This window comes from Mycobacterium rhizamassiliense, from assembly GCF_900157375.1.
GTDB classification, from domain to species: Bacteria; Actinomycetota; Actinomycetes; order Mycobacteriales; family Mycobacteriaceae; genus Mycobacterium; species Mycobacterium rhizamassiliense.
The window spans coordinates 1,434,698-1,447,151 of sequence record NZ_LT721901.1 but is presented as its reverse complement, the minus strand read 5'-3'; the positions used below and the strand labels follow the sequence as shown (position 1 = coordinate 1,447,151).

The following is a 12,454-nucleotide window of genomic DNA, read 5'->3' as shown; positions in this document are numbered from 1 at the left end:
TCAGCGCGCTCCCCGGACCAGGCGACCGGGCCGGGCGCCGGTGTCGACGTCCTTGCGACGGGTCACGGCTCCGCTGACGATGGTCGCCGCGTATCCGCTGGCGCCTTGCAGAATCCGGTTCCCGCCGGCCGGCAGGTCGAACGCCATCGCCGCCGGGTGCAGGGTCAACGCGTTCATGTCGATCACGTTGATGTCGGCCTTCTTGCCGCGCTCGATGGTGCCGCGATCGGTGAGACCGAACAGGTGGGCGGTATCGCGGGATTGCTTGCGGATGACGTACTCCAGCGACAGCTTGTCGCCCCGGTGCCGGTCCCGCGCCCAGTGCGTGAGCAGGAACGTGGGATAGGAAGCGTCACAGATCATTCCGCAGTGGGCGCCGCCGTCGGACAGGCCGAGCACGCCGGCGGGGTGCAAGATCATCTCACGGATCGCGTCGTGGTTGCCCTCGGCGTAGTTGAACAGCGGCAGCATCAGCATGGCGGTCGCGTCCTGCTCGAGCATCAGGTCGTACAGGGTCGACAACGGGTCCTCGCCGCGGGCCTTGGCGATGGCCGCGACGGTGCGATCCGGGGTGGGCTCGTAGTCGGGCGGATCGCCCAGCGCGAAGAGGCGTCCCAGCGAGTGCTGCACCAGGGCGAACATTCCGTCGAACAACAAGCTCGTATCGACGGGCAGGTCGTCCTCGGCCAGGATCGCCGCCTTCACCGCGGGGTCGGCCAGGCGCTGCGCGAGTTCCTGCGGGCTGCATTCGGCCTTCAACCGGCGGAAGGTGGGCCGATGACTGAAACCGTTGTGGCCCTGGAACCCGAACATCATGCCGAACGGGCGCGCCGCAATCTGCGGGTACAACCGGGCGCCGTCGGCGTGCGCGTCCGCGGACAGGTCCAGCATCTCGCGCCACAACTTCGGATCGGCGTCCACCTGGATGAGGGCGAACGACACCGGCCGGTCGATCTCGGCGCTCAGTCGGCGCATCCAGTCCAGTTCCTTTTTGGGGGCGATGATGTCCTCGCCCGCGGACCCCTGCGGGGCCAGCTCGAACACCGCCTGGCCCCCGGCCGCCATGGCCCGCCCAAGACCGAACAGCTCGTCCTCGGCCGCATACGTGCCGGGAACGGGCTCGCCGTCCATTGCGCGGTGCCCCATCGTGCGCGACGTGGAAAAGCCCAGCGCCCCGGCCTCGATCGCTTCCCGCACCAGCCGGCCCATCGCCTCGATGTCCTCGGGCGTGGCCGGCTCGTTGCGCGCGCCCCGCTCACCCATCGCGTAGGCGCGGATCGCGCCGTGGGCGACCTGGCTGCCGACGTCGATCGCGTATTTCCCCTTGCCGATCGCGTCGAGGTACTCCGGATAGGTTTCCCAGCCCCAGGTCATGCCCTCGGTCAGCGCGCTGCCGGGGATGTCCTCGACGCCCTCCATCAGCTCGATCAGCCATTGCTCGCTGCCGGGCCGCACGGGTGCGAAGCCGACGCCGCAGTTGCCGGTGACGATCGTGGTGACGCCGTGGCCGCTGGACGGTTCCAGCAGGCTGTCCCAGCTCACCTGGCCGTCGTAGTGGGTGTGGATGTCGACGAAGCCGGGGGCCACCACATGGCCTGTCGCGTCGATGGTTTCGGCGGCCTCGCCGCCCATTTCGGGGTCGTGGGCGCCGCGCCGAACGACGTCGACGATCACGCCGTCTTTGATACCGATGTCGGCCTGGTAGCGCTCGGCGCCCGTGCCGTCGACGACGGTGCCACCGGTGATTTTGAGGTCGAACACGAGTCTCCTCCGAGTCTGTTCGCGGTCGCCCTGGGCTGGCCGGCCGAAGCTGGTGGACACGAGACCGGGGGACGCCCGGTCTCGGCCGCCCATTACGCTACGCCTCGGAGCGTAAATAGTGAAGGTCTTGGCGAGAGTTGAACGAATCCTGTCGCCGAGTCGTAGTCCGAACTGGTGGCGTCAACAGCCCCTAAGAGTTGCGCACCCCAACAGCCCATGGATTGAATTGCCTTCAGCGACTTAGTTCCACGCTGCGTGGCAGTACCGGAAAGGACGGTGGGCCATGGAGCCCGCTGATCGCGATCGCGAGCCCGACGAAACACCGCCCGATCAACGCCGCTTCGGCGCACTCACCCGGCGCGGTGCGCTGCTGGGGATGGGCGCGGTGGCCGGCGTCGCCGCCGTCGACGTGGGCGGCTTCGCCTACGCCGGTGGCTGGCTGCGTCCCGACTCGCTGACGCCACCGGTGTTCGCCGATCGCTTCGAACACGTCTACGGCCGCCACGACGGGTTTCGGCGTAACCACGCCAAAGGCCTCAGCGCCACAGGGGTTTTCGAAAGCACCGGGGCGGCGGCGGCGATCTGCCGGGCGGCATTCTTCCGGCCGGGCAGCTTCCCGCTGACCGGCCGGTTTTCGCTGGGCGGTGGCCTGCCCGATCAGGCCGACAAGCCCGACACGGTACGCGGGCTGGGCCTGCTGTTCCAGGACCCCGCCGGCCAGCAGTGGCGCACCGCGATGATCAACTTTCCGGTGTTCACCGACCGCACTCCGCAAGGTTTCTACGAGCGGTTGCTCGCCTCCAAGGCGGTACCCGGCACCGGCAAGCCCGATCCGCAGAAGATGGCCGCCTTCCTCGACCGGCATCCCGAGACCGTCGCGGCGATGAAGATCATCAAGCAGACACCGCCCAGCACCGGATTCGCCGACAGCACGTTTCACGGACTGAACGCGTTCCTGTTCAGCAACGGCGCCGGCGCGACCGTTCCGGTGCGCTGGTCGGCGCATCCCCAGCAAGCCGGCGGGCCGGCCGCCCCGCCCGCATCGGTCGGCAAGGACTACCTGTTCGACGCTCTCATCGGCGCGGTCGCGCAGCGGCCGTTGCAGTGGCGGTTCGTTCTCACGATCGGCGAGCCGGGCGATCCGACCGACGACGCCACCAGGCCGTGGCCCGCGACGCGGCGGTCGATCGAGGCGGGCAGCATCACGATCACCGGGGTGCAGACCGAAGACGCGGGCAACGCGCGCGACGTCAACTTCGACCCGACGGTGCTTCCGGACGGCATCACCGTCTCCGACGATCCCTTGCTGGCGGCGCGGTCAGCCGTCTACGCGCGCTCGTTCACCCGCCGCGCCGAGGAACCTAAATCGCCCAGCGAGGTCAACGTCCATCAGGTGCGCTCATGACGACGACGGAAAGCGAAAGCCCGCGCGCCGCTGTACGTTTCACGCTCCTGTCCCGGATCTTGCACTGGACGATGGCACCGATGGTGATCGTGCAGCTGCTGATCGGAGTCACGATGATCGCCTCGCTGGCCTACTACCCGCTGTTGCTCGCGATCCACCGGCCGCTCGGAATGGCCATCCTGGTTTTCGCGGTGGTGCGCCTGGTGAATCGGCTCTCACACCGCCCGCCGCCGTTCCTGGCGACCATGGGCCGCGTCGAACGGCGGATCGCGACATGGTCGGAATACGCGCTCTACGCCTTGCTGTTGGCCCAGCCCGTGGTCGGGTGGGCCATGCTGTCGGCCGCGCGATTCCCGATCATCGCGGTCGGCCCGATCCGGCTGCCGGACATCACACCGCGCAACCTCGATCTCTATGCCGCGTTGCGGGAATGCCATGGCGTGCTTGCGTTTCTGCTCTTCGCGACCTTCACCGCCCACGTGTGCGCGGTGCTGTTCCACACGCTTGTGCTGCGCGACAAGCTGATCGGCCGGATGTCGCTATGGCCCACGCGGCGAGGTTAGAGGTGGCTGCGCAGGTAGTCCACTGATTTGCCACGAAAGCCCTTCATCGACAGGGCATTCGGGGCGAGTGTATCGGCGCCGTGGTACATCCCGGGCACCACGACAAGTTCACAGGGAACTCCGCAGGACCGCAACGCCTCTGCGTACGCGACGGATTCGTCATGGAACAGATCGAGCGCGCCGACGCCGATCCAGGCCGGGGGTAGGCCGGAAAGGTCGGTGCGCCGGGCGGGCGCCGCATAGTCCGGTGCGTCGGACAGCCGGGGCGGCCTGCCCAGGTACGCCGTCCATCCAAACCGGTTTGATTGCGGCGTCCACATGAATCGTCCTCGGCCGCAATGGTCGTCGCGCAGCGTGGTCCGGTCGTCGATCATCGGGTAGACGAGGATCTGGGCGCGCAGCGCGATGTCCTCGTCATGGGCGCGTTGCGCCACGGCCGCGGACAGCCCGCCACCGGCGCTCGACCCGATGACCGCGATGCGGCCCGGATCGATGCCGAGTTCCCCGGCGTTCTCACGCATCCAGTTCAGGGCCGCCATGCAATCGTCGAGCGGGGCGGGGAACGGGTGCTCGGGCGCCAGGCGGTAGTCGGGGGAGACCACCACGGCGTCGAGTTCGTCGGACATCCGTCCGCTGGCGCCGGCCTCCAGCTGCGGTGAGCCCAGGATCATGCCGCCGCCGTGAATCCACAGCAGCCCCGGGCGATTCCCGGGACACGAGCGGGTGGGCGTGGTGACGAGAACGGTGACGGGTGACGGTCCGCCGGTCCGCCGTTTGGTCACCGCAACGCCTGGGCCTGTCGCCGCCCTGATGCGGGAAAACGGCCGGCTCAGCCGCAGTCGTGGCCTGGTCATGGGGCCGGTGAGCATCAGGAGCGGGCTGCGCAGGTCGGTGTCGATAGCGGCGAGGCCCTCGTGTGCGGCGAGGTAGCGGCGCACGAAGGCGCCCCCTGCGACGGCGGCGGTCGTCGCAAAGGCCCTTTTGAACACGGTCGGCATGACTCTTCCTGATAGTCGCAGGGTTACCCTTGCTGAGCGCCGCGGCGCTCTCGACGGATTATGCCCGACCGCAGGCGGTTGCGACGTTTTTCGGTGTCCCGAACTGCTTTGCTAGATCTTGCCGATGCCGCCTGAGCCCGCGACGTGGTCAACGAGCTAGCGACGCAACGATGAGTCGGGTGGTCAGCTCGGCACGCTTGCGCGAATACGACTGCGCGTCAGACAGAATCGGGTAGACCACCCCACCGACGATCGCATCGGCGGCCGACGCGGCGGTCGGCTCGTCGATGCCCTCGGCGAGCAGCCGGGTCCGCACGCTGTCGTGCAGCGGCAGGCTGAATCCGGCTCGCAGTTTGACGGCAGTGTCCTCGTGCTCCATGCACGCGACGGTCAGGGTGCGCAGCATGGCCGAGCCGCGGGCCGTCGTCAGCGTCGCGGCGAGCTTGCGCACCCAGCCCAGCAGGTCTGCCGTGAGGTCGTCGGTGTGCTCGACCGACGCGAGGATCTTGTCGGCGTCCTCGAGCATGACGTCGGCGACGAGCGCCGGACGGCTGGGCCACCAGCGATAGATGGTCTGCTTTCCGACGCCGGCGCGGGCGGCCACGGCCTCGATGGTCAGGCCGTCGAACCCGCGCTCCAGAAGCAGTTCGCGGGTGGCCGTGACGATCGCGGTGCGTGATTTCTCGCTGCGACGCCTCGGCGAGCTGGGCCGCGGGTTCGCCTGGGTCGCATCGGCTGGCATCTCGTGATCCTCGTTTCTGGAGATCCCGTGTGGTCATGGCCCTCGCCGCGGGCACCGGGCGCGCTTTACATATCCTGACCCGGACCGTAATCTGCCACAAGACGAGACGGTTCGTCTTGTAAGACGGAAGGATATCAGTCCGTGCGGCCGAAGCCCACGTTCGCCACTTCTGAGCCGCGATCATGAGTCTGGGACTCACCCCCGAGCAGCTTGACCTCGCCGATGCCGTCGGCCAGTTCGCCGGCCGGCACGCGCCCATCGCCACCACCCGCGCCACCTTCGATGCGCTGGCCGCGGGCCAGCTTCCCCAGTGGTGGGATGCCCTGGTCTCCAACGGTTTTCACGCCGTTCACCTACCGGAGGAACTAGGCGGTCAAGGTGGCCGCCTGATCGACGCGGCGTGCGTGCTGGAGTCCGCGGGCAAGACGCTGTTGCCCGGTCCACTGCTGCCCACGGTGGCGGCGGGCGCCGTGGCACTGCTGGCCGATCCGACACCGGCCGCCGAATCGCTGATCCGCGACCTCGCCGCCGGTACGGCCGCCGCCATCGTCCTGCCCGACGACGCCGACTTCCACGCCCGCCGTGACGGCCAGCGCTGGCTGATCACCGGCGGCTCGAAGGTCACCGCGGGCGCGCCTGCGGCGAGGGTGATCCTGGTCGGCGCCCGCGCCAACGGCGGCGAGATCGTCTGGTTGCCGGTGGACGCTCAGCAGCCCACCGCCACAGTCGAATCCGTGGCCGGGACCGACCTCGTCGCCGACGTCGGCACGCTGCGGCTCACCGACTACGCCGCGGACGAATCCGCCGTGCTCACCGGGATAGACCCGGACCGCGCCGCCTGCATCGTGGTGGGCCTGGTAGCCAGCACGACGGCCGGCATCGTGCAGTGGTGCGTCGACGCGGTCACCGCGCACCTGCGCACGCGGGAGCAGTTCGGCAAGATCATCGGGACCTTCCAGGCCCTGCAGCACAGCGCCGCGATGCTGCTGGTCAACAGCGAGCTGGCCACCGCGGCGGCCTGGGACGCGGTGCGCGCCGCCGACGAATCACTCGATCAGCACCGCCTCGCGGCGGCCGGGGCGGCGACGATCGCGGTGTCGCCGATCCCGGACCTGGTGCTCGACGCCCTGACGATGCTCGGCGCCATCGGGTTCACCTGGGAACACGACGTGCACCTGTACTGGCGCCGGGCCATCAGCCTGGCGGGATCGATCGGCCCGGCGAATCGCTGGGCGCGGCGGCTGGGGGAGCTCACCTGCACCCAGACACGCGACATGTCGGTCAATCTCGGCGACGCCGAGTCGGAATTCCGGTCCTGGGTCGCCGAGACGCTGGACGCCGCGGCGCAGCTGCGCAACGACACACCCGCGCCGCACGGCGACTACGCGGACCAGGCCTCCGGGCCGCAGCGCACATTGATCGCCGACGCCGGCCTGATGGCACCGCACTGGCCGGCGCCGTGGGGCGTCGATGCGGGTCCGTTGAAACAGCTCATCATCGACGAGGAGTTCGCCAAGCGACCCGGGCTGGTCCGGCCGTCGCTGAACATCGCCGAGTGGATCCTGCCCTCGGTGCTGGCTGCCGCTCCAAAAGAGTTGCAGGAAAGCTTGATTCCGCCGACTCAACGCGGCGACATCCATTGGTGCCAGCTGTTCAGCGAGCCGGGTGCCGGCTCCGACCTGGCCTCGCTGGCGACCCGGGCCACCAAGGTCGACGGCGGCTGGCGGATCAACGGCCACAAGATCTGGACGTCGTTGGCGCAGTACGCCGACCTGGGCGCGCTGCTGGCCCGCACCGACCCCGAAGCCAGCAAGCACCGCGGCATCGGCTACTTCATCCTCGACATGCGATCGCCCGGCATCGAAATCCAGCCCATCAAGACGGCGACCGGGCAGGCGCACTTCAACGAGGTGTTTTTCAACGACGTCTTCGTTCCCGACGAGATGTTGCTGGGCGGTCCCACCGACGGCTGGACCCTCGCGATCGCCACGATGGCCGAAGAGCGTTCGGCCATCAGCGGATACGTGAAATTCGATCGGGCCGTGGCCCTACGCAGGGTCGCGTCGGAGCCGGGGCCCGAACGTGCGGACGCGCAGCGGGCGCTCGGCGAGCTCGACGCCTACACGAACGCGATCAGGGCGCTCGGGGTCCGCGAGACCATCCGGCTGCTCGACGGCCAGGCGTCCGGCCCGGCGTCGAGCATCGCCAAGGTCGCGATGAACGTCCTGCTGCGACGCACCTTCGCGGCCACGCTGCAGTTGACCGGGCAGGTCGCGATGGTCGACGACGACGATGCCGCGGTCGTGGAACCCTACCTGCATCTTCCGGCCGAGCTGATCGGCGGCGGGACGAGGGAGATCCAGCTGAACATCATCGCGCAGATGATCCTCGGCCTGCCCCGAAAATAAGGACACAGCATGGGATTACGTGGAGAAGCGGCGATCGTCGGCTACGTCGAGCTGGCGCCCGAGCGCATGACGAAGGCGTCGCCCGCGCCGTTCGCCATCGAGCAGTGGGCCGAACTCGGCGCCGCCGCGCTCGACGACGCGGGGCTGCCCTTCGAGGTTGTCGACGGCATCGTGGCGTCGCACCTGGCCGAGTCGGAGATCTTCGTACCTTCCACCATCGCCGAATACCTCGGTGTGGGAGCGAGATTCGCCGAGCACGTGGACCTCGGCGGGGCCAGCGCGGCCGCGATGGTGTGGCGCGCGGCCGCCGCAGTCGAACTCGGCATCTGCGACGCGGTGCTGTGCGCACTGCCCGCCCGGTACATCACCCCGATGTCCGCCAAGAAGCCCAAGGCCTACGGCGACGCGTTGTATTTCGGGTCGTCGAGCAACCAATATGGCTCTCCGCAAGCCGAATTCGAGATTCCCTACGGCAACCTTGGCCAGAACGGCCCCTACGGCCAGGTAGCCCAGCGCTACGCCGCGGTCTACGGCTACGACGAGCGGGCCATGGCCAAGCTGGTCGTCGACACCCGGGTCAACGCCAACCACACCGACGGCGCAATCTGGAAGGACAAGCCGCTCACCATCTCCGACGTGCTGGCCAGCCCGGTGATCGCCGACCCGCTGCACATGCTGGAGATCGTCATGCCCTGTGTCGGGGGCGCGGCCGTCGTCGTGGCCAATGCCGACCTGGCGCGGCGGTCCCGCAATAGACCGGTGTGGATCAAGGGATTTGGCGAGCACGTGCCGTTCAAGACGCCGACCTACGCGAAGGATCTCCTGCACACGCCGATCGCCGAGGCCGCCGACACCGCGTTCGCGATGACCGACCTGACCCGCGACCAGATGGACATGGTGTCGATCTACGACTGCTACACCATCACTGTGCTGCTCTCGCTCGAAGACGCGGGCTTCTGCGAGAAGGGCAAGGGCATGGAGTTCGTCAACAACCACGACCTGACCTTCCGCGGCGACTTCCCGCTCAACACCGCCGGCGGCCAACTCGGTTTCGGCCAAGCGGGATTGGCCGGCGGTATGCACCACGTCTGCGACGCGAGCCGGCAAATCATGGGGCGTGCGGGAGCGGCCCAGATCGCCGAATGCAACCGTGCCTTCGTGTCGGGCAACGGTGGGATTCTGTCCGAGCAGACGACGCTCATCCTGCAAGGAGACTGACTGTGGCCACCTTCGAGCGACCGATGCCGGTCAAAACGCCGACCACCGAGCCCTTTTGGGACGCCCTGGCCCAGCACCGCATCGTTATTCAGTACTCGCCGTCGTCGCAGGCCTACGTCTTCTATCCGCGGGTGCGCGCGCCGGGCACGCTGGCCGACGACCTGGAGTGGCGGGAAATCTCCGGCATGGGCACGTTGTACTCCTTCACCGTGGCGCACCGGCCGGTCAGCCCCCATTTCACCGACGCTGTCCCGCAGCTGCTGGCCATCGTCGAATGGGACGAGGGCCCAAGGTTTTCCACCGAGATGGTCAACGTCGAGCCGAGCGAGCTGCGGGTCGGCATGCGGGTGCGGCCGGTGTTCTTCGACTACCCCGAGCACGAGGCCACCCTGCTGCGCTACGAACCGGCGGAGTAGCGGCACCTCGACGCCGAACGTGAACTTAGTTTCACGTTGGAGCTCGAACGTGACGTTAGTTTCACGCTCGGCGGAGAATTACTACCTCAGTTCTTCCGTCGGTACGCAATAGCGCTCCTGGTACGCGCTGACCCGCTCGCGCACCTCGCCGGCATCCAGGCCGGTGTCCGACCACGTGTAGCGGCCACGCCCGCCGTCGCCGGGATGCTCGGCTAAGAAGTCGCGCATCTTCCGCTCGGCCTCGGGTTTCAGCTCGCGGCCCAGCTTTTGATAGATGTCGCCGATCGTGTTCCACGGGTCCTGCATGAAGTCCGTGAACTGCACGTCGATCATCTGCCCATCGGGGACAACACCCTTGTCGCGCAGCGCCATTCCGCGGTCCAGGCCGACGACGATTTCCTCGTACGACTGCGCCGCGCATTCGGCGATGTTCGTCTCGTCGCTGCCCATCCGCCGCAGGTGATTGGTCAGCGCGGCGATCGACGAGATGACGTTGAGTGGATCGCGGTGCGTCTGCACGACCAGCGCGTCGGGGTACTCGGCTAGCAGCTTGTCCAGCTGCCACAGGTGTGCCGGCGACTTCAGCAGCCACTGCCCGGGTACGCCGGATTGCAGGTGTTCCAGGAAGATTCGATGAAAGCGGTAGGCGCCGGTGTGGTCCGCGTCGTACATCAGCCAGCGGGCGTAAGTCGGCACCCGGTACTGCACCGGGAAGATCATGCTGGTGAATTCGCTGGCCGTGATGCGAACGCATTCCTGGCCGACCAGCGCGCCCATCGGGTGAAACTTCAAGAAGCCCGGGATGATCTGTTCGGACATCTCGATGCTGGCCTGCGCCTGCGCGATACGTGGATCGGTGTGATAGGTCTCGGGCTGTGGGACCGGGCAGGGCGCGTCGACCTCCCACGTCAGCGGCGCTCGCAGCTCGGGATCCTGGGCCAGCAGGTCGTACAGGATGGTGGTGCCGGTGCGGGGCTGCCCGACGATGAAGATCGGCGAATCGATTGGCCGGCCGGCAATCTCGGGATGTTGCTTGCGCCAAGCGATCACACCGAGCCGACTGGTCAGCGCGCGGATGAGGTCGAGGTAGGCGACCTCCACACCGATCGCCGATAGGCGCGCCTCGTTGACCATGCCGTCGGCGACCAGCTCCAAACCCTGCTGCCAGCCGTCGGCGCCGAAGTCGTCGCTGCCGGCTTGTTCGACGGCGGTGGCGATCAGCGCGTCGGGGTTGAATCGCTCCTGCACCGTCATGCCCGCTTCTCACATCGGCGCACCGACACCGTGACGGCGGGCGGCTCGGGATTGTCCAGCCAACGCAGCACCATGAATCCGCGATGCCGGCCACCGGTGTCGAGCCAGTGCCCAAAACCGTAGTCCTGCGCCGAGATAGCGATGCGCACCTTCCCGTCCTGATCCGGCTTCGCCGCGCTACTGGTCACCGAGCTGTGCCTGCGGCGGGGCTCGAGGCACTCATGCCAGACGCTTTCCAGCGTGACGTTCCAGTACCTGGTATCGGGTGGCTCGATCTCGAGCACCAGGGCCTGATCGGATTCGAGCCGGAAGGTGCCCATCATGTACAGGTTGTCCGGGGTGGTGTCAGCGGCACCCAGCTCCGCGGCCTCGGCCGTCAGGAGCTCGTTGGGGTTTTCGAGTAGCTCCGGCTTGATAGTGCGGTGCAGCGTAACGAGTTTCATCAGCGTCCAGGCCATGCCGGTGAACTGCTCGGCGAGCTCGTCGTCGGTGAGCGGCGTCAACGGGTCGGGGTCGAGTGCCTCGATGCGCATGGTGGCCAGCTCCTCGGCGGACCGATCGCCGATGTACTCGCGGACGACGACCGAGGATGCGTCCTGCGGGATCGGCACCCAGTGCGCGCCGTCGAGATCGGCGGGTTCGTCGGCCGAGAGCACGAGGGCGAACTCGCCTGAGCGCAGCGTCAGGTCGACGTCGCTGACGTAGTTGGACATCCGCCGCGGGGTCAGTCCGGTGCCGGCCAAGATCTGGAAGCCGAGATAGGCGCTGGTGCCGCGGGTGCCGGTGATCCGGTACTGCCGGTCACCCCGGATCATCGCCAGGTAGTAGTTGCCGTCCGGGTTGGGGCCGCCGATCATCCGGTTCGGCGAACACATATCGAAGAACGACGGACTGCCGAGGTCGGCCTCGACGGACAACTGCGAACACAGTGACGAGACCCTGGCGACGACCCGCAGCCCCTCGAGCAGTTCCCGCTCGGTCTCCGCGTCCTCGGTGACAATCTTGGTGACGTCGGCGAGCATCTGCTGGAAAAACTGCCACGCGGCCGTGGCCTTTGCCGCATTTTGAGTCATAGTCTCATACTTAGACTATGACTCACGCGTTGTCTAGCACGACCTCACCCGCCGAGCGCCGGCGCGCGGCTACCCGCCAGCGCGTCGCGGCGGCCGCCGCGCAGCTGGTGGCCGGCCGTGGCCTGGCCGGGGCGACGGTGGAGCACATCGCGGCCGCGGCGGACATCAGCCGGGCGACCTTCTTCCGTTACTTCAACTCCAAGGAAGACGCCATCGCCGAGGGCGTGAACGTCGTATGGCTGACCCGGATCACCGACGCAGTGGCCGCCCAGCCGCCGCACCTCACCGCGTCCGAGGCCGTGATCGGTGCCTTCGGCGACCTCGCGCTCGGCTTCGCCGAGATCGAGGACCAGGTGCGCGAATTGGCCACGCTGACAAGGTCGTCCGAGACGCTGGAGGCGTGGAACCTGCACATCTACGCTCGCTACGAAGCGGCGATCGCCGGGTTGGTCGCACCACGCATGCCCGACCTGGCCCCGCAGGACCCCAGGCCGCGCCTGCTCGGCGCGCTGGCCATGGCCACGGTGCGCATCGCCCTGGACGACTGGCTCAGCCACGGCGGTTCACTGCCCGATCGGGTGCGTCAGGGGCTGGCCGCGCTCACCGTCGGCTAGCG

General features: G+C 68.0%; 10 protein-coding genes and 1 pseudogene. 6 read left to right on the top strand and 5 right to left on the bottom strand.

All coding sequences use genetic code 11. The features are described from left to right. Positions 1-1,923: pseudogene (locus MRAB57_RS07115) on the bottom strand (N-acyl-D-amino-acid deacylase family protein); the annotation flags it as partial. A 121-nt stretch (positions 1,924-2,044) separates the two neighbouring features. Between MRAB57_RS07115 and MRAB57_RS07110 the strand changes: the two are divergent. Both MRAB57_RS07110 and MRAB57_RS07105 read left to right on the top strand, forming a co-directional pair. Further along, a complete protein-coding gene (locus tag MRAB57_RS07110) occupies positions 2,045-3,166 on the top strand; it encodes a catalase family peroxidase (protein WP_425436713.1) in 1,122 nt (373 codons plus the stop codon). Then, the gene (locus MRAB57_RS07105) at positions 3,163-3,729 is read left to right on the top strand and encodes a cytochrome b (RefSeq protein WP_077086950.1); all 567 of its coding nucleotides are present in this window, start codon (positions 3,163-3,165) and stop codon (positions 3,727-3,729) included. Before MRAB57_RS07110 ends, MRAB57_RS07105 begins: the two co-directional genes overlap by 4 nt. On the opposite strand, the gene MRAB57_RS07100 is transcribed toward MRAB57_RS07105, so the two are convergent. Both MRAB57_RS07100 and MRAB57_RS07095 read right to left on the bottom strand, forming a co-directional pair. Further along, positions 3,726-4,727 (bottom strand): alpha/beta hydrolase, encoded by a 1,002-nt coding sequence (locus MRAB57_RS07100; RefSeq protein ID WP_077086949.1) that lies wholly within the window; start codon positions 4,725-4,727, stop codon positions 3,726-3,728. The two genes, MRAB57_RS07105 and MRAB57_RS07100, sit on opposite strands and share 4 nt — an antisense overlap. 148 nt (positions 4,728-4,875) lie before the next feature. Further along, complete coding sequence (locus tag MRAB57_RS07095; protein ID WP_077086948.1) at positions 4,876-5,469, bottom strand: TetR/AcrR family transcriptional regulator; 594 nt, start codon at positions 5,467-5,469, stop codon at positions 4,876-4,878. Positions 5,470-5,651: 182 nt separating this feature from the next. Between MRAB57_RS07095 and MRAB57_RS07090 the strand changes: the two genes are divergently transcribed. From MRAB57_RS07090 to MRAB57_RS07080, 3 genes are read left to right on the top strand one after another with little or no spacing between them, the layout of a single operon-like run. Next, positions 5,652-7,877 (top strand): acyl-CoA dehydrogenase family protein, encoded by a 2,226-nt coding sequence (locus MRAB57_RS07090; protein ID WP_077086947.1) that lies wholly within the window; start codon positions 5,652-5,654, stop codon positions 7,875-7,877. A 9-nt stretch (positions 7,878-7,886) separates the two neighbouring features. Further along, positions 7,887-9,095, top strand: coding sequence for a thiolase family protein (locus MRAB57_RS07085; protein WP_077086946.1), 1,209 nt, complete (start codon positions 7,887-7,889; stop codon positions 9,093-9,095). A gap of 2 nt (positions 9,096-9,097) precedes the next feature. After that, positions 9,098-9,511, top strand: a complete 414-nt coding sequence (locus tag MRAB57_RS07080) for a Zn-ribbon domain-containing OB-fold protein (protein ID WP_077086945.1) — start codon at positions 9,098-9,100, stop codon at positions 9,509-9,511. Between the two features lie 81 nt (positions 9,512-9,592). On the opposite strand, the gene MRAB57_RS07075 is transcribed toward MRAB57_RS07080, so the two are convergent. Together MRAB57_RS07075 and MRAB57_RS07070 are read right to left on the bottom strand one after the other, a co-directional pair. Continuing rightward, positions 9,593-10,765 carry a sulfotransferase family protein gene (locus MRAB57_RS07075; RefSeq protein WP_077086944.1) on the bottom strand — a complete coding sequence of 391 codons (1,173 nt, stop codon included), beginning with the start codon at positions 10,763-10,765 and terminating at the stop codon, positions 9,593-9,595. Beyond that, positions 10,762-11,838, bottom strand: coding sequence for a DUF1214 domain-containing protein (locus MRAB57_RS07070; protein WP_077086943.1), 1,077 nt, complete (start codon positions 11,836-11,838; stop codon positions 10,762-10,764). Before MRAB57_RS07070 ends, MRAB57_RS07075 begins: the two co-directional genes overlap by 4 nt. 17 nt (positions 11,839-11,855) lie before the next feature. Here MRAB57_RS07070 and MRAB57_RS07065 point away from each other — a divergent pair, with 17 nt between their 5' ends. Beyond that, complete coding sequence (locus MRAB57_RS07065) at positions 11,856-12,452, top strand: TetR family transcriptional regulator (RefSeq protein WP_077086942.1); 597 nt, start codon at positions 11,856-11,858, stop codon at positions 12,450-12,452. The last annotated feature ends 2 nt before the right edge of the window (positions 12,453-12,454 follow it).

Coding starts and splice junctions, on each gene's coding strand:
- MRAB57_RS07075 (WP_077086944.1), bottom strand. CDS start 10,765: ATGACGGTGCAGGAGCGATTCAACCCCGACGCGCTGATCGCCACCGCC.
- MRAB57_RS07110 (WP_425436713.1), top strand. CDS start 2,045: ATGGAGCCCGCTGATCGCGATCGCGAGCCCGACGAAACACCGCCCGAT.
- MRAB57_RS07095 (WP_077086948.1), bottom strand. CDS start 5,469: ATGCCAGCCGATGCGACCCAGGCGAACCCGCGGCCCAGCTCGCCGAGG.
- MRAB57_RS07090 (WP_077086947.1), top strand. CDS start 5,652: ATGAGTCTGGGACTCACCCCCGAGCAGCTTGACCTCGCCGATGCCGTC.
- MRAB57_RS07065 (WP_077086942.1), top strand. CDS start 11,856: ATGACTCACGCGTTGTCTAGCACGACCTCACCCGCCGAGCGCCGGCGC.
- MRAB57_RS07100 (WP_077086949.1), bottom strand. CDS start 4,727: ATGCCGACCGTGTTCAAAAGGGCCTTTGCGACGACCGCCGCCGTCGCA.
- MRAB57_RS07105 (WP_077086950.1), top strand. CDS start 3,163: ATGACGACGACGGAAAGCGAAAGCCCGCGCGCCGCTGTACGTTTCACG.
- MRAB57_RS07070 (WP_077086943.1), bottom strand. CDS start 11,838: ATGACTCAAAATGCGGCAAAGGCCACGGCCGCGTGGCAGTTTTTCCAG.
- MRAB57_RS07085 (WP_077086946.1), top strand. CDS start 7,887: ATGGGATTACGTGGAGAAGCGGCGATCGTCGGCTACGTCGAGCTGGCG.